Source organism: Tardiphaga sp. 619_E2_N8_4, assembly GCF_051810905.1.
Lineage (GTDB): Bacteria > Pseudomonadota > Alphaproteobacteria > Rhizobiales > Xanthobacteraceae > Tardiphaga > Tardiphaga robiniae.
The window spans coordinates 5,440,326-5,463,026 of the sequence record NZ_JBPWQJ010000001.1 but is presented as its reverse complement, the minus strand read 5'-3'; the positions used below and the strand labels follow the sequence as shown (position 1 = coordinate 5,463,026).

Annotated in this window: 30 protein-coding genes and 1 riboswitch; of the genes, 9 read left to right on the top strand and 21 right to left on the bottom strand. The window is 61.8% G+C overall.

What is annotated here, in order from left to right; genetic code table 11:
* Positions 1–17: 17 nt before the first annotated feature.
* Together AB8A23_RS26060 and AB8A23_RS26055 are read right to left on the bottom strand one after the other, a co-directional pair.
* Positions 18–314, bottom strand: coding sequence for a hypothetical protein (locus tag AB8A23_RS26060; protein WP_068732235.1), 297 nt, complete (start codon positions 312–314; stop codon positions 18–20).
* 269 nt (positions 315–583) lie between these two features.
* Complete coding sequence (locus AB8A23_RS26055; RefSeq protein WP_068732237.1) at positions 584–895, bottom strand: hypothetical protein; 312 nt, start codon at positions 893–895, stop codon at positions 584–586.
* 379 nt (positions 896–1,274) lie between these two features.
* Between AB8A23_RS26055 and AB8A23_RS26050 the strand changes: the two genes are divergently transcribed.
* Positions 1,275–1,562: a (2Fe-2S)-binding protein gene (locus AB8A23_RS26050; protein WP_068732239.1), complete on the top strand. Its 288-nt coding sequence runs from the start codon at positions 1,275–1,277 to the stop codon at positions 1,560–1,562.
* 150 nt (positions 1,563–1,712) lie between these two features.
* The gene (gene bfr / locus AB8A23_RS26045) at positions 1,713–2,198 is read left to right on the top strand and encodes a bacterioferritin (RefSeq protein ID WP_068732242.1); all 486 of its coding nucleotides are present in this window, start codon (positions 1,713–1,715) and stop codon (positions 2,196–2,198) included.
* 21 nt (positions 2,199–2,219) lie between these two features.
* Here the strand turns inward: bfr and AB8A23_RS26040 are convergent, their stop codons facing one another.
* The 5 genes from AB8A23_RS26040 to AB8A23_RS26020 all read right to left on the bottom strand — a co-directional run bounded on the left by AB8A23_RS26040 (position 2,220) and on the right by AB8A23_RS26020 (position 4,671).
* Entirely contained in the window at positions 2,220–2,810 is a 591-nt protein-coding gene (locus AB8A23_RS26040; RefSeq protein WP_439057677.1) for a hypothetical protein, read from the bottom strand.
* 115 nt (positions 2,811–2,925) lie between these two features.
* On the bottom strand, positions 2,926–3,531 hold the full coding sequence (locus AB8A23_RS26035) for an MSMEG_1061 family FMN-dependent PPOX-type flavoprotein (protein ID WP_439057678.1): 606 nt from the start codon (positions 3,529–3,531) through the stop codon (positions 2,926–2,928).
* A gap of 142 nt (positions 3,532–3,673) precedes the next feature.
* On the bottom strand, positions 3,674–3,907 hold the full coding sequence (locus AB8A23_RS26030) for a hypothetical protein (RefSeq protein ID WP_439057679.1): 234 nt from the start codon (positions 3,905–3,907) through the stop codon (positions 3,674–3,676).
* 16 nt (positions 3,908–3,923) lie between these two features.
* Positions 3,924–4,169 (bottom strand): DUF2188 domain-containing protein, encoded by a 246-nt coding sequence (locus tag AB8A23_RS26025; protein ID WP_068732250.1) that lies wholly within the window; start codon positions 4,167–4,169, stop codon positions 3,924–3,926.
* A 148-nt stretch (positions 4,170–4,317) separates the two neighbouring features.
* On the bottom strand, positions 4,318–4,671 hold the full coding sequence (locus AB8A23_RS26020) for a hypothetical protein (RefSeq protein ID WP_120289009.1): 354 nt from the start codon (positions 4,669–4,671) through the stop codon (positions 4,318–4,320).
* Positions 4,672–4,923: 252 nt separating this feature from the next.
* Here AB8A23_RS26020 and AB8A23_RS26015 point away from each other — a divergent pair, with 252 nt between their 5' ends.
* Complete coding sequence (locus AB8A23_RS26015; RefSeq protein WP_439060451.1) at positions 4,924–5,988, top strand: alpha/beta fold hydrolase; 1,065 nt, start codon at positions 4,924–4,926, stop codon at positions 5,986–5,988.
* A gap of 79 nt (positions 5,989–6,067) precedes the next feature.
* Here AB8A23_RS26015 and AB8A23_RS26010 read toward each other — a convergent pair whose 3' ends face one another.
* Positions 6,068–6,664: a collagen-like protein gene (locus AB8A23_RS26010; protein ID WP_439057680.1), complete on the bottom strand. Its 597-nt coding sequence runs from the start codon at positions 6,662–6,664 to the stop codon at positions 6,068–6,070.
* 199 nt (positions 6,665–6,863) lie between these two features.
* Here AB8A23_RS26010 and AB8A23_RS26005 point away from each other — a divergent pair, with 199 nt between their 5' ends.
* The gene (locus AB8A23_RS26005) at positions 6,864–7,367 is read left to right on the top strand and encodes a DUF2380 domain-containing protein (protein ID WP_089267378.1); all 504 of its coding nucleotides are present in this window, start codon (positions 6,864–6,866) and stop codon (positions 7,365–7,367) included.
* A gap of 6 nt (positions 7,368–7,373) precedes the next feature.
* Here AB8A23_RS26005 and AB8A23_RS26000 read toward each other — a convergent pair whose 3' ends face one another.
* Complete coding sequence (locus AB8A23_RS26000) at positions 7,374–7,754, bottom strand: RidA family protein (RefSeq protein WP_093760584.1); 381 nt, start codon at positions 7,752–7,754, stop codon at positions 7,374–7,376.
* 138 nt (positions 7,755–7,892) lie between these two features.
* Here AB8A23_RS26000 and AB8A23_RS25995 point away from each other — a divergent pair, with 138 nt between their 5' ends.
* The gene (locus tag AB8A23_RS25995; protein WP_439057681.1) at positions 7,893–8,288 is read left to right on the top strand and encodes a hypothetical protein; all 396 of its coding nucleotides are present in this window, start codon (positions 7,893–7,895) and stop codon (positions 8,286–8,288) included.
* Here AB8A23_RS25995 and AB8A23_RS25990 read toward each other — a convergent pair.
* The 9 genes from AB8A23_RS25990 to AB8A23_RS25950 all read right to left on the bottom strand — a co-directional run bounded on the left by AB8A23_RS25990 (position 8,253) and on the right by AB8A23_RS25950 (position 15,310).
* The gene (locus AB8A23_RS25990; protein WP_439060452.1) at positions 8,253–8,474 is read right to left on the bottom strand and encodes a helix-turn-helix domain-containing protein; all 222 of its coding nucleotides are present in this window, start codon (positions 8,472–8,474) and stop codon (positions 8,253–8,255) included. The genes AB8A23_RS25995 and AB8A23_RS25990 overlap by 36 nt on opposite strands.
* A 412-nt stretch (positions 8,475–8,886) precedes the next feature.
* Complete coding sequence (locus AB8A23_RS25985) at positions 8,887–9,330, bottom strand: DUF6691 family protein (protein WP_120289015.1); 444 nt, start codon at positions 9,328–9,330, stop codon at positions 8,887–8,889.
* A gap of 4 nt (positions 9,331–9,334) precedes the next feature.
* Positions 9,335–9,760, bottom strand: coding sequence for a YeeE/YedE family protein (locus AB8A23_RS25980; RefSeq protein ID WP_120289016.1), 426 nt, complete (start codon positions 9,758–9,760; stop codon positions 9,335–9,337).
* A gap of 253 nt (positions 9,761–10,013) precedes the next feature.
* Positions 10,014–11,942, bottom strand: a complete 1,929-nt coding sequence (thiC, locus tag AB8A23_RS25975) for a phosphomethylpyrimidine synthase ThiC (RefSeq protein ID WP_439057682.1) — start codon at positions 11,940–11,942, stop codon at positions 10,014–10,016.
* A gap of 31 nt (positions 11,943–11,973) precedes the next feature.
* On the bottom strand, positions 11,974–12,582 hold the full coding sequence (locus AB8A23_RS25970) for a thiamine phosphate synthase (protein WP_439057683.1): 609 nt from the start codon (positions 12,580–12,582) through the stop codon (positions 11,974–11,976).
* Entirely contained in the window at positions 12,569–13,351 is a 783-nt protein-coding gene (locus AB8A23_RS25965) for a thiazole synthase (RefSeq protein WP_175367204.1), read from the bottom strand. The genes AB8A23_RS25970 and AB8A23_RS25965 overlap by 14 nt, the downstream gene beginning before the upstream one ends.
* A gap of 6 nt (positions 13,352–13,357) precedes the next feature.
* Positions 13,358–13,555: a sulfur carrier protein ThiS gene (gene thiS, locus AB8A23_RS25960; RefSeq protein ID WP_068732274.1), complete on the bottom strand. Its 198-nt coding sequence runs from the start codon at positions 13,553–13,555 to the stop codon at positions 13,358–13,360.
* Entirely contained in the window at positions 13,546–14,583 is a 1,038-nt protein-coding gene (locus tag AB8A23_RS25955) for an FAD-dependent oxidoreductase (protein WP_439057684.1), read from the bottom strand. The genes thiS and AB8A23_RS25955 overlap by 10 nt, the downstream gene beginning before the upstream one ends.
* A riboswitch (TPP riboswitch) is annotated at positions 14,571–14,715 on the bottom strand. Its footprint overlaps the gene before it by 13 nt.
* Before the next feature lie 88 nt (positions 14,716–14,803).
* Complete coding sequence (locus AB8A23_RS25950; RefSeq protein ID WP_175367202.1) at positions 14,804–15,310, bottom strand: lytic transglycosylase domain-containing protein; 507 nt, start codon at positions 15,308–15,310, stop codon at positions 14,804–14,806.
* Between the two features lie 218 nt (positions 15,311–15,528).
* On the opposite strand from AB8A23_RS25950, the gene AB8A23_RS25945 reads away from it, so the two are divergent.
* Positions 15,529–17,016: a hypothetical protein gene (locus tag AB8A23_RS25945; RefSeq protein ID WP_439057685.1), complete on the top strand. Its 1,488-nt coding sequence runs from the start codon at positions 15,529–15,531 to the stop codon at positions 17,014–17,016.
* Between the two features lie 3 nt (positions 17,017–17,019).
* Here AB8A23_RS25945 and AB8A23_RS25940 read toward each other — a convergent pair whose 3' ends face one another.
* Complete coding sequence (locus AB8A23_RS25940; RefSeq protein WP_120289024.1) at positions 17,020–18,342, bottom strand: ATP-binding protein; 1,323 nt, start codon at positions 18,340–18,342, stop codon at positions 17,020–17,022.
* Between the two features lie 10 nt (positions 18,343–18,352).
* Positions 18,353–19,090, bottom strand: a complete 738-nt coding sequence (locus tag AB8A23_RS25935) for a response regulator (RefSeq protein ID WP_089267366.1) — start codon at positions 19,088–19,090, stop codon at positions 18,353–18,355.
* Between the two features lie 170 nt (positions 19,091–19,260).
* On the opposite strand from AB8A23_RS25935, the gene AB8A23_RS25930 reads away from it, so the two are divergent.
* The 3 genes from AB8A23_RS25930 to AB8A23_RS25920 all read left to right on the top strand — a co-directional run bounded on the left by AB8A23_RS25930 (position 19,261) and on the right by AB8A23_RS25920 (position 21,011).
* Positions 19,261–19,854: a hypothetical protein gene (locus AB8A23_RS25930; RefSeq protein ID WP_089267575.1), complete on the top strand. Its 594-nt coding sequence runs from the start codon at positions 19,261–19,263 to the stop codon at positions 19,852–19,854.
* Between the two features lie 157 nt (positions 19,855–20,011).
* Complete coding sequence (locus AB8A23_RS25925) at positions 20,012–20,389, top strand: PRC-barrel domain-containing protein (RefSeq protein WP_120289287.1); 378 nt, start codon at positions 20,012–20,014, stop codon at positions 20,387–20,389.
* A 79-nt stretch (positions 20,390–20,468) separates the two neighbouring features.
* Entirely contained in the window at positions 20,469–21,011 is a 543-nt protein-coding gene (locus tag AB8A23_RS25920) for a PRC-barrel domain-containing protein (RefSeq protein ID WP_120289026.1), read from the top strand.
* Positions 21,012–21,133: 122 nt separating this feature from the next.
* On the opposite strand, the gene AB8A23_RS25915 is transcribed toward AB8A23_RS25920, so the two are convergent.
* The gene (locus AB8A23_RS25915; protein WP_439057686.1) at positions 21,134–22,684 is read right to left on the bottom strand and encodes a DUF4403 family protein; all 1,551 of its coding nucleotides are present in this window, start codon (positions 22,682–22,684) and stop codon (positions 21,134–21,136) included.
* Positions 22,685–22,701 lie beyond the last annotated feature (17 nt).

Below are 22,701 nucleotides of genomic sequence, written 5' to 3'. Positions count from 1 at the left end.
GCGGTCATCAGATCAGATCAATCGCAAACTTCGACCGGGCGCGAACGCCAGACACCGCGATATTCGTCCCAGACGCGCTGGCGGACGACACGGCATTCCGGTTCGACATAAACCGGAGCGGGGGCGTAGCCGTAGCCATAGGCCGGAGCCGGACGGCTGGCTGCAATGGCGCCACCGAGGAGAGCGCCACCGATCAGGCCACCGGCAACGCCAGCGGCGATGCGGCCACCGTCGGCCTTTGCGGCAGGCGCAACAGCAACCAGCGAACCGGCAACCGTCGCGGCGGCGAGCAAGGCGGAAATCGTCTTCTTCATCTCAAGTCTCTCCAGAAGGGCGCCGCAAGCGACGCACGGTTAAAGGTCTACTCACGCTGCGATTCGAACTGACGGCCTCACGTAGAAGCGCCCAACCGTCAATTCGATGTAAACGTTAGCCAGTCAATGATCCGAAAAAGCGGTTTTTTCGGGCCATTGCAAGCATCACGCACTGGAAATGTCGTAGGTTTCCGATGCGTAACAGTCGTAGGTTTCCGATGCGTAACAGGAGATCAGAGTGATCTCAGAGATCACATGATCCCGCGATCTCAGCCGCACACGCGGACGCGGCGAATGCGCCAGCCATAGCCGTCCCAAAAACGCTGACGTTGCCAGAAACAATCGCCGTAATAGCCCGGGCCGGCCACATAGGCAGGACGGCCGTAATAACCGTAGCCGGGACCATAGTATCCCGAACCGGCAGCGATCGCGCCGCCAAGCAGGGCGCCACCAATCAGACCTGCAGCCACTGCGCCACCGCCGCCATGTCCACGCCAGTGCTGCGCGCTTGCCGATGTCGGAGCCATGGCGGAAACGGCCAGGGTGGCAACGGCGGCAATGGCCATCAGAGTTTTCTTCATGGCATTCCCTTTCTCAATCGGGCTGCGCTCACACATAGCGCTGCCTGACGCGAAAAGTTTCATACTTCACTTGAATGATCAATGAACGGGACCGCGCGATCCAGGTTACATCTTGATATTAAAGCCATTCCGGACGGAGGTTCGCGACTCTCCCCAAGGGCATGCCGCGCTGCAGGCGGTTACTGGATAGGGGCATCTGTCGGCTAGCCGTCTCCGATCATGGCGCTTGCGAGCGCTCAGACGAATTTTAGATTCGTTCCAATTTCTTCCATGCGATCAGTAGTTTGGAATAGCTTCAAAGTCGGCGTTTTCCTTTTGCATCGGGGCGGCCTCTTACATATCCAAGAGGGGTCCTGACCTGCGAGTTCGCCTTCATCTCATGATCGTTTGTTCCTGCAACGTCTTTTCCGACCATGATGTCCGTAGTGCCGTTGCCGGAGCGCGTCCGCCGCGTACGCCGGGGCAGGTCTATGGATGCCTCGGTTGCAGCGCCCAGTGCGGACGGTGCGTACGGACGATCAAGAAGATCATGGACGAAGCGCTGGGCGCCTGCGCCAAGTCCTGCTGTGCCGGATGCCCGCATACAGCGGCCCACGGGCAGTCTCACACCGAGACTCATGCGCATATCGAACTGGCAGATATTGCCTCGATCGAAGCGGCAGCCTAAGCGCTTATAAATTCAACAGCTTTCCAGCTTTTCCACGCCCTTTGCCGAATTGAGCAAAGAAGGGTTGTCCTGTCGTTGAATCTGATTTAGAAGCATTCTAAATTCAGACGAGGGCCTGTTTCGGACGGGTTCAGCAGACAGGAGAACATCATGAAGGGCGACCCGAAGGTCATCGAATTCCTCAACAAGGGCCTGCGCAGCGAGCTCACCGCGATCAGCCAGTATTGGCTGCACTTCCGGCTCCTGAATCACTGGGGATTGGTCGACATGGCCAAGATGTGGCGCAAGGAATCCATCGAAGAGATGAATCACGCGGATCGTTTTACCGATCGCATTCTCTTTCTGGACGGCTTCCCGAACATGCAGGTTCTCGATCCGTTGCGCATTGGCCAGACAGTCAAGGAAATCATCGAATGCGATCTGGCCGCCGAAATCGGTGCCCGCACGCTTTATGAAGAAGCCGCCACCTACTGCCACGGCGTCAAGGATTACGTCTCGCGCGACCTGTTCGAGAAGCTGATGAAGGACGAGGAAGGTCACATCGACTTTCTCGAAACCCAGCTCGATCTGATCGAGCGGATCGGCATCGATCTCTACACCCAGAAGCACATGGGTGGCCTTGAGAGCGAGTTCTAAGCCAGGATCATCTGCGGCGTCTCAATAGACGCCGGACAATGTCGTCCGCCCCTGTTCCGGCAGGGGCGGTTTCGGCATATCGCATTTCGCGAATGCCGCGCGGATCGCCGCAGTCGATCCCTCCAGCGGATATTCGACGGCCGTTCGGCCCCCGTTGATCGACCTGATCCGGACATACAACGTCTTCGCACCGGCAAGCTCGCTGACAAAGGTTGCGATCTCTGCCCTGTCTTCGATGACGATGATCTGGTTTCCCCGCACCACCCGCGAGCCGACGTCGTCGTGACCAGGTTTTCCATCGAAGCGATAGCCGAGCACCGTGTTGCGGTTGCTGCCGATCTTGAAATCAAAGGCGAAGCGGATCAGTGGCGCGCCGTCGATGCATGTCAGCAGCAATGATGAGACGCGTGGAAAATCCACATTGCTGTTTGACGCTTCGGCAAAGACATAGGCGCTCGGTAGTTCGGCTCCGGTAATGCGGTCGATCTGGTGCGGGATCAGCCATTCGCCTGCATAGGTTTCGTCCCGTTCTGTCACGAATGGATCACGCACGCAGCCGCCTAGGATGAGGCCCGCGACCGTCATCAACTGGATCAACGCAACGCCACGCACAACGCTCTCCCCAAGCGTCGTGACTATACAACCTTAAGTGATAATTTCAAATAGAGGTTGTGCGTGGATGGCCGCGGCTACCGGAGCTCCTTTGGATCCGGACGAGGCCGACGAGCTACAACTGCTGGCGATAGGCGACGTCGATCTGTTCCTGGGTCATCGGCTCACCGAGTTTGGTCTGGTCGTGAACCATTTCGGAGATGCTCGGCATCACGGAGCGCTTCACCTGTACTTCCGGCGACCACAGCTTCGAACGCATCAGGGCCTTGCCGCAATGGAAATAGGCTTCGGTGACGGAGATGCTCAACACCGCGCGCGGGAGCTTGCCGAACTCTTCCATCGACGCCATCAGTTCCGGGTCTTTAATCAGCTTGGCGACGCCACTGACACGCAAGGTGTCGTCGATGCCCGGAACGAAGAAGATCAGCTGCACATGGCCGCTGCCCGCCATCAGATTCTGGAACGTATCGATGCGGTTGTTGCCGGGACGGTCCGGCATCTGCAATTCGGTCGGCGAGGCGATCCGCACGAAGCCGACGCCGCCACCGCGCGGCGATGCATCGACGGCGCCGTCGGGACCCGATGAGGCAAGCACGCAAAACGGCGACAGCGAGATGAACTTGCTGGAATGCATGTCGAGCGTCGGTCGCGCCTTGGCGATCACGCGCGGATGCGGCGTTGGATAAATGGTGCGGAGTTCGTCTGCTGCGACGTCGGTCACGTCTGCTCTCCCGATATGATTTGATAACGCTAAACTAGCATGGTGGCGCCTTGCGGAAAAGTCGCGCAGACAGCACCGCAACCGACGCCGGAGTCACCACGCGACTCCATAACGAATGTTGTTTGCCGATTTGGCCCGTTCGCTATGAGTCTGTGGCGTCTTTGTGTGGCCCGGGCCAATTGATGACGCCGGCCCACCAACGCAACCGTGTGCGTGTCACAAGTGCAAGCGATGCGGCGATTTCAATGACGCCGCTGGCGATGATGAGTTCGCGCGCGAAGGGTACCCAGGCGGGCGTGATGAGCAACAACTTCTCCGGCATGGCGAGATACGCAATGCCGGACGCCATCGGGCGCGTTGACGTCAGTTGGGTCATTCACCTGTCTTCGCGATCAGGCCTTGTCGATGATGTGGGTGTTGGGACGATCACTGCCCGAGGCAGTTTCCTCGTGCCACTGCCCTTTCTCGTCCTCATAGGCAATCACCTCGGTGCGTCCCGGCACCCTCTGCTCGGCCGCGGCGCGCTTGGCGGCTGCGGTGGCGAGTGCGTGCGTCGCATACGGCTCGGAGAAGACGGCGCCAACCTTATAGGCCCAACCGCCATCATGCTCGACGATCACATAGGTCACTTCCGTCATATCAGTCTCTCTTTATCCCGTAGTGCCCGCGGCGAGGTGACGGCGGGGCCAGAATGACCTAACGCGCCGCGCGCAGAATTAGCCTCAAATTGGGCCCGATTGCCTGTGGATTGCAAGGCCGCACCCTGGCACCGTTTCGTGATTGTCATCATGCGGCGTCAGCCGGAACGAAACAGCTGATGATGATCTCGCCGCGATGGCGCACATACCAGACGACAGCTTCGCCAACGGGGTTGCCGCGATCGCGGATCACGGCGCGCCTCGGCACCTCCGTCCATATGCCTTCGATCGGCACCCAATAGGCACCGTTGCGGACGTCATATTCGGTGCGATGGCCGTCGGAGATATCGCAACACGGCACGCCATTAGGGCTGATGACGCTTTTGAACCAGTTCCGGATATCGTCGGGCACATCGCTGAACTGGCCGCGATCGATGGCGTGAGCGGTCGTCGCCATCACGGTAAGCGCTGCCAGCAGCACCACTTGAATCAATCCCCGCATGCGAACCTCACGGTGTTGCATCACGCGCGGACGCCGGGTGCCGCACGGGACGACTCGGATTCTTGCGATGATTAAGCCCGAGCTATGGCGGCGACGCCTGCCCAAAAATTATACCCGGAGCGACGAGCTGGGGATCGCTGCGCTGCAGTATCGATCTGTTGGTCTCCTGGCTCACGCTGCCGTGCTAGCATCTGTGTCAAGCGGCCCGATCAAATGGCTGCGCCGGGGAGGATGACGATGCCCAGCCGTTCTATGCGCGCGTTGTGCGCTGCTGCTGTCGTGACATGTGCTTCGCTTGCTGCCGTGACCGCGTTCGCCGCTGATTATCCGGCGCCAAAGCAGGGCGACTGGATCGCGAAGGATTTCAAGTTTCATACTGGCCATGTGATGCCGGAGTTGAAGCTGCATTACACGACGGTGGGTGAGCCGAGCGGCCAGCCGGTGCTGGTGCTGCATGGCACCGGCGGTTCGGCGCAGAGCATATTGACGCCTGCTTTTGCGGGCGAGTTATTCGGCGCGGGCCAGCCGCTCGATGCCACAAAATATTACATCATCATTCCCGATGCGGTCGGCCACGGCAAATCGTCGAAACCCTCTGATGGCATGAAGACCGCATTTCCGAAGTACAATTACGACGATATGGTCGATGCCCAGCACCGGCTGCTGATCGAAGGGCTCGGCATCAAGCATGTGCGCATGGTGATCGGCAATTCCATGGGCGGCATGCATGCGTGGATCTGGGGCACGAAATATCCCGATGTGATGGATACCCTGGTGCCGATGGCATCGCAACCGACCGAGATGAGCGCGCGAAACTGGATGATGCGGCGCATGATGATCGAGACCGTGCGCGCCGATCCAGACTACAAGGCCGGCAACTACACATCGCAGCCCGGCATGATCAAATTTGCCAGCGTGATGTATGGCATCGCGACAGCCGGCGGCACGCTGGCCTATCAGATGCTGGCGCCGACCGGCGAGGCCGCCGACAAGAATGTCGATGACCGGCTCAAGGCGCCATTTGTCGCCGATGCAAATGATTTCATCTATCAGTGGGAATCGTCGCGCGACTACAATCCATCAGCAGGTCTGGACAAGATCACATCCGTCGTGCTCGCGATCAACGTTGCCGATGACGAGCGCAATCCGCCGGAGACCGGGTTGATGGATGCCGCGCTGAAGCGGATCAAAAACGCGAAGATGCTGCTGATCCCGGCAAGCACCGAGACCCGTGGTCATCTCACGACGGGCGGTGCTAAATTCTATAAGCAACAGCTTCAGGAGCTGCTGCAGACCGCACCGCAGCGGACCATGTAAAAAGTAAAGGCGACGGGCCGGCATTGCGGCGCGTCGCCTGATCTGTTGTCGCGCGTCCGTATCGAACGACGCAGCAGTGCTAGTCGTCCTTGTTCTTCTTGCGCTTCTTCTTTTTCTTGCCGTCGTCGGTTTCATCGGACTCGTCCGCGATGGCGGCTTCGGCCTCGATCATCGCGGCGACACGTTCAACGGCTTCCTGCTGCTCGCGCAGCAGCGCCTCTTCGCGCTCCTGGGCTTCGCGCAGGCGCATCTGGCGGTGGTCTTCCCAGGCGTCGAACACCATGTGCAGCCACGGCATGATCTGCTCGAGGCTCGGCAGCGTGCCGGGAGGACCCTGCTCGCCGCGCGGCCCGGCTTCACCCTGCACGCCGGGCTTGCCCTGAAGGCCCTGTTCACCCCGTGGTCCCTGCGGCCCGGCCTTGCCCTGCGGTCCCATTGGACCGGGCTTGCCGTCGGCGCCAGCCTTACCATTGACGCCAGCCTTACCCTGGGGGCCTGCTTCGCCGCGCTTGCCCTGAGGCCCCGGCTTGCCATTGGCGCCGGCCTTGCCGGCCACGCCCGGCTTGCCCTGCGCGCCATCCGGCCCCGGCCGTCCGGGATGGCCCTGCGGTCCGGGAAGTCCCGGTTCGCCGCGGGGGCCGCGTAATCCGGTCTGGCTGATCGTATCTTTTGCCACGCCTCACACTCCGTATTGATTCTGTCCGGCCGCTTTTAACAGGGGATGGATGACGGCTTCAATTCGCCGCTGCTGCCATGCCACCACAGACATTGCCGGTTGCGCTTCACCACATGCGGACTAGCATCGGCTGTCGCTTGACCTGCCGGCACCCGCGCCAGTTTGGCGTGGCGGCGAACAGAAGATCAGGGAGGAGATCATGCGGAGAGGGCAGGTCCTGTGGTTGCTGTGCGGCGCTGTGGCGCTGCTGGGGGCACCTGCGCCGGCCGCGGCTGCCGGACAGCTCGCCGTCGCGGTGGCCGATTTCGACTATAGCGACACCTCCGGCGAGGAGGCCGACCAATCCGCGCAGCATCGCGACCGCATGACCATCTTCGCTGCACTGCTGCGCGACGGGCTGGCGCAGCGCGACTACCGCGTGGTGCGCCCGGCATGTCCGCAGCCCGCCTGCACTGCCATCAGCATGGCGCCCGACGATCTCGTCGCCGCAGCGCGGCGCGACGGGGCGCGTTACCTGGTCTATGGCGGCATCCGCAAGATGAGTACGCTGGTGCAATGGGGCGAGGTGCAGTTGTTCGATGTCGAGCGCGAGCAGCTGGTGATGCGTCGCGCCGTCACCTTCCGCGGCGATACCGACACAGCGTTCCGCCGCGCCGCCGATTTCGTCAGCGAGACGGTGAAGGATGCGATGGCCGGCCGATGAGCGTCGTTACGGTAGCGAAGCCACACACTCGATCTCGATCAGCATTGCCGGATTGGGCAGCGCCTGAACCACGCAAGTGGTGCGCGCCGGATAGGGCGGTGGTCCGAAGGCTTCGGCATACAGAGCATTCATGGGAGCCACGTCGGACGCGCGCGTCAGCAGCACGTTGACCTTGACGAGATGCGAGATGTCGGTGCCTGCATCCTTCAGCACTCGTTTGATCGTGCGCACCACAAATCCGAACTGCGCCTCGAATTGTTCCGGCAATTGGCCATTGGCGTCGAAGCCGGGGATGCCGGAGACGAACAGGAGATCGCCGACCCGCGCCGCATAAGACAGCGGCGGCGCCTTGATTCCGGGAGGGGGCGGGAAGTGCTGGATGGGCATGATCGGGCCTCGCGCTCATGTGTGACAAGCCAGCGTAGCAGGTCTGCACACGGGGCGCCCGCGAATTGCCGGGCCCTGTCGAACCGGAATGGGATCCGCGGCGACTTACGCTCTCATCAGGGCAACGGGCGACGACATATGAAATCATATCTGGCGCTGCTGACCTTGTTGGCCCTCACGAGCGCAACGCATGCCGGCGAGATACGCCTAGGGGCGTCCATGCAGGTGAAACCGGATTCGATCTGGTTCGAGGATCGCGCGAATCTGGCGCGATGGCAGGCACTGAAGAAAGCCGGCGATTCAAAAGCTCTGGCGTCGTATCAGGAGGGCCTGCTGCAGGCGCGCGAGGCATGGCAGTTCACCAGGCCGCTCACTGTCAGAATTCGCGGCTTTGAGCCGAAGGCGCATCTGGTCGATGTCGAGATGCAGACCGAAGGCGGGCTGCAGGGCTCCACATGGGTGCTGGATACCAGCGCGCTCCAGCAAGAGCGCCGCGCGCTAACCGTGCGCCGGCACGTCGGCCCCATCCGCTGAATACTGTTTGATCTTGTTACGCATGGTGCGAACGGAGACGCCAAGCACGCGGGCGGCATGGGTGCGGTTGCCGTCGCAGCGCGCCAGCGTCTGCAGCATCAGTTCGCGTTCGACCTCATGGACAGTCGCGCCGATCAGCATCGTCACGACCTCGCTGGGATCTGACGAGGGGGCAAACGTGTCCATTACAGCCGGCGAATCGTCACGCGGGCGGCGAAGGGACTCGTAAAGGGATTCCTGGATCATGGGTATCTCCCGATCAACGCCTGCTTCGTTGCGCGAAGCAACAACATCGAGAACGAACAGCCCCCAGCCGTTGCGTTGCGGCAGGTTGGGCGCGATTGGTTAACGAAAGGTTAATCAATGGGTACCATTGGATGTACCGCCGGGATATTGCAACAAAGAAAGTCGTTTTGTCTGCCCCTGACGCCTTGGAAGCCGGCATGTCGATAAGCGCACAGGGCGCGCGTGCCTTGTGATGTCAGTGAGGATAGGGGAGTGGTGCGAGCACAGCCAGTGATCGCCGATTATGACGCCATGCCGCGGGTACTGCATTGGTCGCTTTCAAGGTTACGATTGGTTCAGGCCGTTACCCAATCTACGCTTTCTCGATCTGTCGCATGAGCGTGCGACGTGTGCCCCATGCATCGTGACCGAGCATGCCCACCGCCATTGCGACGACGAACACAATCACCGGACGGCCTAGCCCCGCGAGGTTGACCAGCGCGGGGCCAGGACAGAGCCCCACGAGGCCCCAGCCGATCCCAAACAGCGTGGTCCCGATAACAAGCGGTGTGTCGACGTCCCTGCGTGTCGGCCACAGGTTCTTTGCGGCAAGGACAGGTGTGCCGCGCCGCCGCGCCAGTGCGAAGCCAAGACCGGTGACCGCGACTGCGCCGGCCATCACGAAAGCCAGCGTCGCGTCCCAAGCCCCGAAGATATCGAGGAAGCCGAGTACTTTCCCGGTGTCCGTCATGCCCGAGATCAGGAGGCCGATGCCGAACACGAGACCGCAAGCAAAGCTGACGAAAACAAGTAGCATTGCATCAGCCTCCGATACCGTGACGCACGACGGCGACCGTGGCGATCGCTGCGGCCATGAAGATCGCTGTGGCGACGATTGAACGTGCTGACAGGCGTGCGATACCGCATACGCCATGGCCGGATGTGCAGCCGCCGCCCATGCGGCTGCCGAAACCGACCAGAAGCCCGGCGATAACGATGACGATCAGGCTCGCCGGCATCGCTGGTGCTGGCAATGGTGTGCCCGAAAGCGAAGCGAGCAGGGGCGCTGCCAGAAGTCCGGCGACGAAGGCGATGCGCCAGCCGCGATCGCCGGCACCGGGCTGGAGTAGCCCCCCGAAAATGCCGCTGATCCCGGCGATGCGTCCGGTCAGCAGCATCAGCATGGAGGCAGCGAGCCCGATCAGCGCACCGCCGACGATTCCAGAGAGAGGCGTAAGGTGATGCATGGTTCTGGCCTCCACCGACCGTGTCGTCGTTCAGCGATGGATGTTATCATAGCTAGCGATTGTTCTGCATCGGCGTGAAACAAAATGCGGAGCGCGCCGGTGTCCATTGCGAAAAGCAAGGATACGCCGCGCTTGAACCGGGCCAGTTTTGCAACGTTTGGATACGAGAGAAGGCCGGGCAAATGCCCGGCCTTCTTTGGCGAGATGAATGCCGGGCCAAGTCCTGGCATGATGATGCAAGCAGGGGATGCGCTTACAGCGCCTTATTACTCTCCTTCACCGCCTCCGCCTGGACATAGACCTGCTCGCCCATGTCCTTGAACTTCTGGCTCATGCTGGCCATGCCGTCCTCGATCACGCCAGACATCGACATGCCCATCGTCGCTGTGCCGCCGAGGTTCAGCGCGGCCTTCTCGTTGTCGCCGAGGGTTGCCGCATAGTCGCGGACGTCCTGCGTGATCTTCATCGAGCAGAACTTCGGCCCGCACATCGAGCAGAAATGCGCGACCTTGTGGGCGTCCTTCGGCAGCGTCTCGTCGTGATAGGCGACGGCGGTTTCCGGATCGAGGCCGAGATTGAACTGGTCCTGCCAGCGGAAGTCGAAACGGGCGCGGGAGAGCGCGTCGTCGCGGAGCTGCGCGGCGGGGTGGCCCTTTGCGAGATCCGAGGCATGCGCGGAGATCTTGTAGGTGATGACGCCGACCTTGACGTCGTCACGATTGGGCAAGCCGAGATGCTCCTTCGGTGTCACGTAGCAGAGCATTGAACAGCCGAACCAGCCGATCATGGCGGCGCCGATGCCCGAGGTGATGTGGTCGTAGCCCGGCGCGATGTCGGTGGTCAGAGGCCCGAGGGTGTAGAACGGCGCTTCGCCGCATTCCTTGAGCTGCTTGTCCATGTTGATCTTGATCTTGTGCAGCGGCACATGGCCGGGGCCTTCGATCATCACCTGACAGCCCTTCGCCCATGCCACCTTGGTGAGCTCGCCCAGCGTCTCCAGTTCGGCGAATTGCGCGCGGTCATTGGCGTCGGCGATTGAGCCGGGGCGGAGGCCGTCGCCGAGCGAGAACGACACGTCATACTTGCGCATGATGTCGCAGATTTCCTCGAAGTGGGTGTAGAGGAAGCTCTCCTGGTGATGCGCGAGGCACCACTTGGCCATGATGGAGCCGCCGCGCGAGACGATGCCTGTGACGCGATTGGCGGTGAGATGGATATAGGCCAAGCGCACGCCGGCATGGATGGTGAAGTAGTCGACGCCCTGTTCGCACTGCTCGATCAGCGTGTCCTTGTAGAGCTCCCAGGTCAGCTTGACCGGATCGCCGTCGCACTTCTCCAGCGCCTGATAGATCGGCACGGTGCCGATCGGGATCGGCGCATTGCGCAGGATCCATTCGCGGGTGGTGTGGATGTTGCGGCCCGTCGAGAGGTCCATCACGGTATCGGCGCCCCAGCGGATCGCCCACACCATCTTGTCGACTTCTTCCTCGACTGACGAGGTCACGGCGGAGTTGCCGATATTGGCGTTGATCTTGGTGAGGAAGTTGCGGCCGATGATCATCGGCTCGAGTTCGGCGTGGTTGATGTTGCAGGGGATGATGGCGCGGCCCCTAGCGATTTCCGAGCGCACGAATTCCGGCGTGACGAACAGCGGCACTTCGGCGCCGAAGCTCTCGCCGTCGGCGCGCGCGGCCTCGGCGCGCTCGAGCTGGACCTTGCGGCCGAGGTTCTCGCGCTCGGCGACGTAGATCATTTCCTTGGTGATGATGCCGGCGCGTGCGAATTCATATTGCGTGATCATGGCATCGCCGGTGCCGCGTAGCGGCTTGTGATAGGCCTTGAACGACTTCGCAGCATGCGCTGCGCCGACATTGCCGTTGTCTTCCGGCTTGATCTCGCGGCCCTGATATTCCTCGACGCCGCCGCGTTCCTTGACCCAATCGAGACGCGCGCGAGACAACCCGTTGTTGACGTCGATCAGCACGTCCGGATCGGTATAGGGACCCGACGTGTCATAGACCGGCAGGTTCGGCTCGCCCGCGCCTTCGGAGAGAATGATTTCGCGCAGCGGGACGCGCAGGTCCGGCGCGCTCTCTGGGATCGCGTAGATCTTGCGCGACGAGGGCAGGTTGCCGGTGGTGACGGCGGGCAGGGTGGTGTCGGGATTGGAGCGGATGTTCATGGACTAATCCTCCGTTGTCGTTCTTGAAATGTCAGGCGGCTTTGGCGGATGCGCCAAGCCATTGATGGACGCGTGCGTCCGGGTCGGCGTGTTGGGTAACGTCGCTGACGACGGCGATGGAATCCGCGCCGGCGGCAAAGATCTCTTCGGCCTGTTCGAACTTGATGCCGCCGATCGCCACCAACGGCAGGGTGCCGATGCGCTTCTTCCAGACCGAGATTTTCGGAATGCCCTGCGGCGCGAAACGCATGGACTTCAACGTCGTGAAGAAGATCGGCCCGAGCGCGACGTAATCCGGATTGGCGCGCAACGCGGTTTCAAGTTCTTCCTCGTCATGAGTCGAGAGACCCAGCGTGATGCCGGCCTTGCGGATCGCGGCCACGTCGGCCTCGGCCAGATCTTCCTGGCCGAGATGCAGATGCTGTGCCTTGAGGTCGATGGCGACGCGCCAGTAGTCGTTGATCACCAGCTTGGTCTTGGTGCCGTTGGTGACATCGAGCGCCTCGCGAAATAGCGTGGTCGCCGCTGCGTCGTCGAGATCCTTGGCGCGAAGCTGCACGGTGCCGACGCCCAGCCGCGTGAGGCGCTTCACCCAGGCTACGGTGTCGACGACGGGATAGAAACGGTCAGGATACGGCATGCCAGAACGGTGTCCCGATGACTGGAGTGGAAGGAGAAGCGAAATCGCGCGCGCCCATCAGGCCCGCCTCGAAGCCGGTGCGGCCGGCCTCGACGGCGAGGCGGAAGGCATTGGCCATGGCGACGGGATCGGCCGCCTTGGCGATAGCGGTGTTGAGCAGCACGGCGTCATAGCCGAGTTCGAGTGCTTCGGCGGCATGCGATGGCGCGCCCAAACCGGCATCGACCACCAGCGTGATATCGGGCAGGCGGTCACGCATCAGTTTCAGCGCGTCGGCATTGATGATGCCGCGTGCGCTGCCGATCGGCGCCGCCCATGGCATCACCACCTTGCAGCCGGCATCGACGAGACGCATCGCGACACTCAAGTCCTCAGTGCAATAGGGGAACACCTCGAAGCCGTCCTTGATCAGGATATCGGCGGCTTCGACAAGGCCGACCACATCGGGCTGCAGCGTGTCATTGTCGGCGATCACTTCGAGCTTGATCCAGGACGTGCCGAACAATTCGCGTGCGAGCTTTGCGGTCGTCACCGCCTCGCGCACGCTGCGGCAGCCCGCGGTGTTCGGTAGCACGGTGACGTCGAGTTCGCGGATCAGCGACCAGAACGCATCGCCTGTCTTGCCGCCGGCGGATTCACGCCGCAGCGACACGGTGACGATGCCGGCGCCGGAGGCGCGGATCGCGTCCTGCATGATCGCGGGAGAGGGATAGAGCGCTGAGCCAATCAGCAGCCGCGATTTGAATTCCTTGCCGTAGAAACTCACCATCAGGAATCAGCCTCCCTGCCGTGGCGTGATGATCTCGATCTCGTCGCCGGCCTTCAGTGGCGTCTGCGCCCAAGCACTGCGTGGCACCACGTCGAAGTTCAGCGCAATGGCACAGTGCGTGCCTTCGTAGTCCAGTTCCTGCAGCAGCGCACCGACATGCGACGCCTCGATCTCGCGGTGCTCGCCATTGACGATCACTTGCATTGCATCACCTCATTGTCGATCTCGCCCCGCTTGATATAGTTGAGCGTCAGCTCCGCCAGCGCAGGCGCCAGCAGGAAGCCGTGGCGATAGAGGCCGTTCACTGCAATCGTGTTCTTGTCGATCGCAATGCGCGGCAGGTTGTCAGGAAAAGCCGGCCGAAGTCCCGATCCGAATTCGAGAATGCGCGCTTCGGCAAAGGCTGGATGCACCGCATAGGCAGCGCCGAGCAGTTCGAGTGCAGAGCGCACGCTGACGCCGGTGTCCTCGCCTTCGATGGAGGTCGCACCGAGCATGAAGCGATTGTCCGCGCGCGGGATCACGTAAAGTGGCCATCGCGGATGCATCAGGCGGACGGGGCGCGACAGCTGCACCTCCTCGGTCTCGACGATGATGATTTCGCCCTTGACGCCGCGCAGCTTCGGCGTGCTGGCATCGTCACGTGCCGCAAGCCCGCGGCAATCGATCACGAGACCGTCGAGATCCTTCGGCTGCTGCTCGCTGTTGTATTTGATGATGCCACCGGCAGCGGTGATCCGCGCATGGAGTTGCGGGAGCACGCGACGCGGCTCCACATGGCCTTCGCCGGGATAGAACAGCCCGTCGCGAAACCGGCCTTCGAGCGAGGGCTCGATCTCGGCGACGCCAGCCGCATCGAGCCGCGTATGGCCGGAGGTCATCTTGGCGAAGCGTTCGAAATCGGCGCGGTCGCGCGCATGTGCAACGACCAGCGAGCCATTGAACGGTGTGTCGGGGAGTTCCTCGCGCCACAGATCGAGTGCACGTAGGCCGAGGCGGGAGACCACAGGCTCGGAGACCTCGGCTTCGCACCAAGGCGCCAGCATGCCGCCGGCCCAATGGCTGGTGGCGTCGCGCATGCTGGCATCGCTGCGCTCATGCAGCGTCACGGCGTGGCCCGCCTTGGCCAGCATCAACGCCTGCCAAGCGCCGGCAATGCCAGCGCCAATGACTGATATCGATTGACCCGCCACGGGAGAGTCCCCGCGCGGAGATTGCGTAGTCTGAAACATCCCTGTCCCTTCGCCGGCATGACCCGGATCAGGTTCAAAGGGTCACCGCGGTCTCGCGCGTCTCTTCCGGAACAGGAAAAGTGCAAGCTTGCGGTATCTCAGCTCCTCGTCGGAGCCCCCCTCGGAACGACTCTAATGTAAACCTATGGATGGGCGTGTCAACGCGCCCCGGGAATCCCTTGACGTGTAATCCCTTGGGATTCCACCCGATCACGCGCAATTACGGCTTCGGAGCCTGGGCGTTGGCATTGGCCGTGTTCTGCAGGTGGAGGCGCTCGGCATCCTTGGCGAAGAGTGGTTGATGCGGCGGCGCGGAAACCTCGCGGCGCTGACGCTTGGCGGCATAGTAGTAGCCGCCGGCATAATACGACACTGCGCGGTTGTGATTGCCGTTCGCGGCGCGGTAGGCGCCGGCGAGATATTTCACCGCGTAAGTGAGATTGGTGTTGGGATCGCGGAGGCCTTCGGCGGTGCCGGTGTAGCCAACGCCGCGCGCGGTCGCGAGCTTGATCTGCATCAGGCCGATGGTGCCGCCGCGGCCGATCAGATTGGGGTGATACTTGCTTTCGCGCACGATCACACGATGCACCAGCGCCTCGGGCACGCCATTGGCCTGGGCATGGGTGGCAACCATGGCGTCGTAGTCGGCACGCTGCTGTGCGGATGCCAGTTGCGGAAGAGCGGCAACAGCCAGAATCGTCGCCAGGGACAGAGAAATGCGTTTCATGAATGGTCTCGAAAACTTCGTTCTCCGCCAGTAGCGGAGGCAGCCTTTCAGACGGCCTAAACCATCCGATTCAATTATCCGAGATGAGGGCTCGAATTGAGTCTTTCTGTAGGCCAGATTCGCGAGTTCCGCCCGATATTTACCCCAAATTATGCCCTGTCGTGGTTTGCTGCGGTATTCCGGCGCTTTTCTTGCGACTTTCCAGGGGCATGCCGAGCATGACGATGTCCGCCACCCATCCCGTCGTAACGCGCAAAACGATGCACGGGCTGCTCCCGCTCTGGGTGGGGATTGCGGTCTATACGCTGTGGCTCGCGGCGGGCAACGCCCTCCTGAGAGATCCGGATGCGTATTGGCAGATCGCAGTCGGGCAGTGGATTCTCGATCACCATGCGGTGCCGACGACCGACATCTACTCGTTCACGATGTACGGCCAGCCATGGATCTCGACCCAGTGGCTGTCTCAGGTCCTTTACGCGGTCGCCTATGCCGGCGCTGGCTGGACCGGCGTGGTGGTGCTTGCTGTCGCTGCGCTAGCTGTGACAATGGCGCTGTTGGCGCGCTTTCTCGATAAGCGCCTGCCGGCCACGGTGACGATCATTTTCGTCGCGACGGCACTGGCGCTGATGGCGGGGCATGTTGTTGCGCGGCCGCATCTGCTGGCGATGCCGGTGATGGTGGCATGGGTCGCCGGCCTTGTGAATGCGATGGATCGCAAGAGTGTGCCATCGTTCTGGCTGCTGCCGCTGATGGCGCTTTGGGCCAATCTGCATGGCGGCTTCATTCTCGGATTGGCGCTGATCGGTCCGATCGCCATCGATGCGATCTGGCATGCACCGAAGACGATGCAGCGCGCGCTGCTGCTGCGCTGGGCGCTGTTCGGCATTGCCGCGCTGGCAGCAAGTTGCGTGACGCCTTATGGCTGGGACTCGCTGCTGGCGTCGCGTCGCATTCTCAATCTCGGTGAAGCGCTGGCGCTGATCGGCGAATGGCGGCCTGCGAATTTCAATCATGCCGGGCCGCTGGAACTGACCGTGCTGGCAGCGTTCGCGCTGGCGCTGTGGCGCGGCATCACGCTGCCGCCGATGCGCATCGTGCTCGTGATCGGCTTCGTGTTCATGGCGCTCAGTCACGTGCGCAACGCCGAAGTGCTAGCGCTGCTGGCGCCGATGGTCTTGGCGACGCCGCTTGGTCGACAAATCGGTGGACCTCAGACGCCAGAAGCCAATCATGTATCGCCGCAGCGCGGCTTGTTGTTCGCGGGGATTACGATCTGCCTGATCGCCGGGACATTCGTGTTGGCGTCCGTGCAGCGCTACATGCCGCTCGAGGCGGCTGCGCCCGCAAAGGCGGTGACTGAACTCCAGAAGCTCAAGCTCCGCCGCGTGTTCAACGACTACGACTTCGGCGGCTATCTGATCGCGCGTGGGGTGCCGACCTTCATCGATGGCCGTACCGAATTGTTCGGGACGAAGCTGATGGTCGACCACAACAATGCCAGCGGTCTGATCGAGCCCGACAACCTGTTCCGGCTGCTGAAGGATTACGACATCGAGGCGACGTTGCTGCGAACCCAGAGCGCAGCAACCAAGTTGCTCGATCGCGTCGATGGTTGGGAGAAGGTCTATAGTGACGACATCGCTACGATCCATCTGCGCAAGCCGGGTGCGGTCCACAGCGTTGCGCCAGCGGTGAAGGCGAACTGAGCGCTACGCTGCGGCTCTGTCCGTATCGCGTGCCGGCAGCGTGATGCGGACGATCAGGCCACGCGGCTGACGATCCAGCAGTGTCAGTTCGCCGCCATGGGCCAGCGTTACGGCGCGGGCGATCGACAGGCCGAGGCCGAAGCCGGCAGCTTCATGATCCATGTTGCGGGCGTCGTCGCCGCGCACGAAGGGCTGCAGCATCGCGCTCTTTTGTGCGTCCGAAATGCCAGGACCGTCATCGGCGACGTCGATGATGGCGCCGCCCTCGGACATCGTCAGAGAGATATTCGCTTCCGAGCCGAACTTCACGGCGTTCTCGACCAGGTTGGTCACTGCGCGATGCAGATCGTCGGGCCGGGCCATCGCCATGGCATGGGAGGGGCCCTGATAGGTCACCATATGCCCGATGTCGGCAAATTGGTCGGCGATCAGCTGCAGGGTTGTGGCGATATCCGTCAGCGTCATCTCTTCCAGCCGGCGGTCGTTGCGCAGGAACGAGAGCACCGCTTCGAGCATCGATCGCATCTGGTCGAGGTCGCGCAGCATGTGGCGGCGATGGCCGTCGTCCTCGATGAATTCCGAACGTAGACGCAGCCGGGTGATCGGCGTGCGCAGGTCGTGGCTGATCGCGGCCAACATCTTGGTGCGGTCGTCGATCAACGTGCCGATGCGCTCGCGCATCCGGTTCAGCGCGCGTGCCACCGATCGGATTTCTTCGGGGCCGCGCTCGGGCAGGGGCTCAGCCGAGCCGTTCAGGCTGAACTCTTCCGCTGCCTTGGCAAAGGCCGAAAGCGGCGCGGACAGCATGCGGGCCGCCCACAGGCCCAGCAGCGTCAGGCTGATCACCACGAACAGAAACGTGAGAACCCAGGGACCGCCTAGAAAGAAGCCTGGTCGTCGCTCCGGCAGACTACTGAAGGAGAACATGTCGCCGTCCGGGAGGGTGACCCCGATCCGGTCCGGCGCGCCACCGATCGTCAGCAGTCGCGCGTCGGAACCAAGCAGCCGGCGTAAGCTGTGACGCGGATAGTCGGGGCCATTGTCGGTTGTGACCGTTGCATCCCGAGGGACTGGCCGGATGTCGAATTTAGGAAAGGCGTTTTTCAGATTGACCAGAAGTTCCGGGCGATCGGCGATCGGTGTTGCTTTCAGCAAGCGAACAATCGCGATCAACTCGCCGTGGCCACGATCCCGCTCCTGATCATTCGGGTCCGGTCTCATCAGCGTGAACAGCAGCGAGAGAACGATGTGGATAGCCACGATCGACATCACCACCAGGGCGGTGATCTGGCCGCTGATCCGACGCAGATTGAGGACGCTGAACATCTCGATGAAACTAGTTGGTCGTCGCCGTCGCGACCGCTTCCACCGTCGGCGTAAACATGTAGCCGCCCGAACGCACCGTCTTGATCATTTGCGCGTCCTGCGGGTCGATCTCGATCTTGCGGCGGATACGGCTGACCAGCACGTCGATGCTGCGTTCGAACGATCCGGCGCTGCGGCCTTGCGTGAGATCGAGCAGGCTGTCGCGCGACAGTACCCGACCGGAGCGCTCGACAAAGGCGCGCAGCAGATCGAATTCGGCCGAGGTCATGGCGACGCGCGCGCCTTCGGGATTACGCAATTCGCGTAGGCGCAGGTCGATCTGCCAGCCGGCGAATGACAGCGCCGTGGCGTTCGGCGTGGCGCTGGCATTGAGCGCCGTGGCCTGTCGGCGCAGCACCGCATTGATGCGTGCCAGCAATTCGCGCGGATTGAAGGGCTTTGGCAGGTAGTCGTCGGCCCCCATTTCAAGGCCGAGAATGCGGTCCACGTCTTCGCCGCGCGCGGTCAGCATGATGATCGGCAGTTGCGACTCGGCGCGCACCTTGCGGCACAGGCTGAGGCCGTCTTCGCCGGGCAGCATCACGTCGAGGATCAGCAGGTCGACACGGGTGTCGGCCATCACCTTTTCCATCTCGCGCCCGTCGGCAGCGGTGGTGACGTTGCAGGAATTGGTACGCAGATACTTCGCGATCAGCGTACGGGTTTCGCGGTCGTCTTCTACGACCAGGATGTTCGGTACGTTTGCCATGCGAACTCTTTTGGCCGGGATCGGCGCGGGCTGCAGAAGTTTTTTGTTTCGGACTATTGCTGGTGGCTGAGGCGCAACAAACCGCAACATGTCAGCAAGGCAATAACAAGACCTCGTTAAGAAGGTTAACCGCAAGTTGCGAGCACTAAGCAAGCACCTTGGAGCAGATCATGACCTCTATCTCGGCTGCGTCCAGCAGTTCCTACCAATCCCCCCTTCAGAAACTGCAGCAGGAGCTGCAGGCCGAGCTTTCCTCCGGAAAGATCAGCAGCGGCGATCAGGATGCGCTGTCCTCTGCTTTAACCGATATCGACTCGTCGCTGCAGGCCGACCGTTCGAGCCAGAGCAGCGGCAGCCGGCCGTCGCCGGACGAGATGAAATCGAAGATCGACGATCTCATCAGTGCCCAGGTGTCCAGCGGCAAGCTGACCTCGGACCAGGCCACCGAATTGCAGGGCGTGTTCCAGTCGGCCTTCGCCGATGGCGGTCCGGGTGGAGCAGGCGGCGCTCGCGGTGCCGGTGGTCCACCTCCTGGCGGTGGACCCGGCGGCCCACCGCCGTCGGATAGCGCCGATAGTACCGACAGTACCGATGATACGGACAGTGCGACCAGTATCTCCGATATCATGAAGCAGTTCCTGGACTCGCTGAAGCAATCGCTGGAGGCCTCGTCTTCAAGCTCCTACAGCGCGAGCGGCACCAGCGCTACAGCATCCAGCAGCAAGGCGTCATTCACCGCCCTGCTGATCGACTACCAGACCTGATACGAAGACCGCGACGCTTACGACCAGGCTGACGCCACCATCTTTCCCGCAAGGGAAAGGTGGTGGTTTCTTTTGTGCAGGTCACTTTCGCGCTATTGCCGGAACAAGGAACACGTCCGGGCATTGTTACCCCTTCAATTGATTTATGGAGGCGACAATGACTCCCGACGTCATGACGAAGCCGCATAGCCTGATTGCGAGCGACCGGATCGAGGGAACGGCGGTACGACGTCCGAATGGCGAACGCATCGGTCATATCGAACGTCTGATGATCGACAAGATCAGCGGCAAAGTGTCCTACGCGATTCTGAGCTTCGGCGGCTTTCTCGGTCTCGGCTCGAATCTGCTGCCGCTGCCTTGGGCGCGGCTGACCTTCAATCGCACGCTCGACGCGTATCAACTTGATATCAGCGAAGAGGAATTGCGCAGCGCGCCGTCATTCACCGAGAAACGCGAGTTCGACTGGGGCGACAGGTCGCAGGAAGAAGCGCTGCATCGCCACTACGGCGTCGCACCCTATTGGGGCGAATTCTAACGACCAATTTCGGTGGAACCGGAACAGTCATTGTACCTCCGCGTTGGTTTTGGACGACCCACAACGACAGGAGGAACATATGTTCAAGAAATACATGACGGCTGGTATCGTTGGTTCGGCGTTGCTGGCAACCGCAGCTTTGGCGCAGAGCCCGAGCGCAACTACGACAACCACAGCCCCGGCAGCTGCGCCGGTCACCGCATCTGATACGACGTTCAATGGCAACTGGCGTACATCGAAGGTGGTCGGTCTGAGCGTATATAACGAAGCCAATGAGAGCCTCGGCTCGATCAACGATCTCCTGACCGACAAGCAGGGGAACATCAAGGCGGTGGTGATTGGCGTCGGTGGTTTCCTCGGTGTCGGCGAACGCCTGATCGCCGTGCCTTATGACAAGATCAAATTCGTGAACGAGCCGGTCGCAACAATGGCGTCTTCAACTGGCGGTTCGTCGGGCATGAAGTCGACCTCGCCCCCAAGCGGCATGACCACGGGTGCAGCCACCTCGGGTGCAGCTCCCGCAGCCGCCAAGGCTAATCCCTGGTACCCCGACCATGCGGTGCTCAGCGGCGCCAGCAAGGATCAATTGAAGGCGATGCCTGAGTTCAAGTATGCGATGTAAGGCTTTTTGCGTCACGTTGTGATAACGCGAGCCAAGAACCAGTAAGCTCAAGAACCAGTAAGCTGACGATAAGGGCGCGCCCGTTTTGCGGGTGCGCCCTTCACCGCGTCATCGCGTTGAATCTACAGCCCCGGTAAGGCCGTCACATTCACATTGATGGCGCCATCGGCTTCCGCGATCACCCGGAGTGTTTTGGAATCGAAGGCGATCCCGCCAAGGCGGAGGCTGCTGATCTCGGCGCCGACGCGGATGCCGTTTTCGTTCTTCTGGAAGTCGGCGATGACGGCGGCGATCTTCTTTTGCGCGTTCGAGGCAAAGGGCTTCAGATCGATGGTCGCACGTTCGGCCAGCGTCTTCTGTAGCAATGGCATGGCTGCACGAGCTGCCGCGCCGAGCAGGCCAAAGGCCGCTTCTGATTCAACGGCAAGTTCCAGATCGGTAAAGCGCAGCGTCTGTGCCGCTTGATCGAGCGCAGGCTTGCCCCAGACATGGACGGTTGCTTCGCCGCCAAGACCGAACCAGCTCTGCTTCTCCTTGGCATTCACCAGCAACGAGATGAGCAGGCGGTCGCCGGATGCCGAGACAGTTGCCTTCTTCACCGTCACTGCGACCGCGCCGGAATTGTCTTCCGGGAATGTCTTGCCGACGAGTTGCGCCTCGATGATCTTATTCAGTTCAGTGAAAGGCATGTCCACGGGCACACCGATGCTGAGTTTGCCGGGGCCGGGCGGCACGATGGTGAGTGTGGCGGGGAACGGACAATTTGGCTGCGTCTGTGTTGAGGTCACGCGTGTTTCGGCCTCGACGCCGAGTGTCAGCGTCAAATTGCTGGCATCGATGCGCGGCTGGGCGGCGACGGCACGCGTCGGCTTCAGTTCGATGAACAGGTTCTGCAATGCGCTCGCACCTTGCAGCGGGATCGACCGGCAGAGTTTGGCCCATTCACGCCGGGCATTCTGTTCGAAAGCGGGATCGTTGCGCAGGCGCTGCTGCAGGGCGATGATCTGCTCGTTGACCGCATTGTCGATCATCGGCTTGACCTGCGCGGGCACATTGATGCGGGCGCCGGCGACCGCGACATTGGTGTCGCCGAGTGTCACCTGAGCGGTCAGGTTCGGGTCGATCCGCCAGTTCGGCGTCAGCCGCGGCTGCGCCGAGACTACGACATTGCCGCGGATTTCCGCATTGGCATTGACGTTCTTGATGTTGATGTTGCCAAGCTGCTTGGCAACATTGCCGCCGAGCAGGTTGCCGAGCGCACCGCCCAACGCATCGCGCACATTCGTCGAGATGGTGCCGGTGACATTGAGCGTGCCGCTCAGTGGCGTGGACATGGTCAGCGTGTCCTGCGTGCCAGTCGCCGCGATCGGACCGCGTGCGGCGGTCCACTTGATATCGGCATCTTGAAGCAATTGCTGTACAGGATTGTCAGCCGTGCCGTTGAAGCTGCGCGGCGCGCCGCGATCGGCGGCATCGCGGATCGCGGTGAGTGCAATGGCGACCGGCGCGATGATGCTTGAACTGCGTGCGGGTGAGGGTGGCAGCGGCGGCAATGCGACCAGCACCGGCGCCGATCCGGCGCCGCGCGGAGCCACATAGTCCATCACCTTGAGTGCGACCACGAAAAAGACGGCGACCAGCACCGCGCCGATGAGAATTGGTTTCAGACGCATGATGTCCCCGCTCGAAA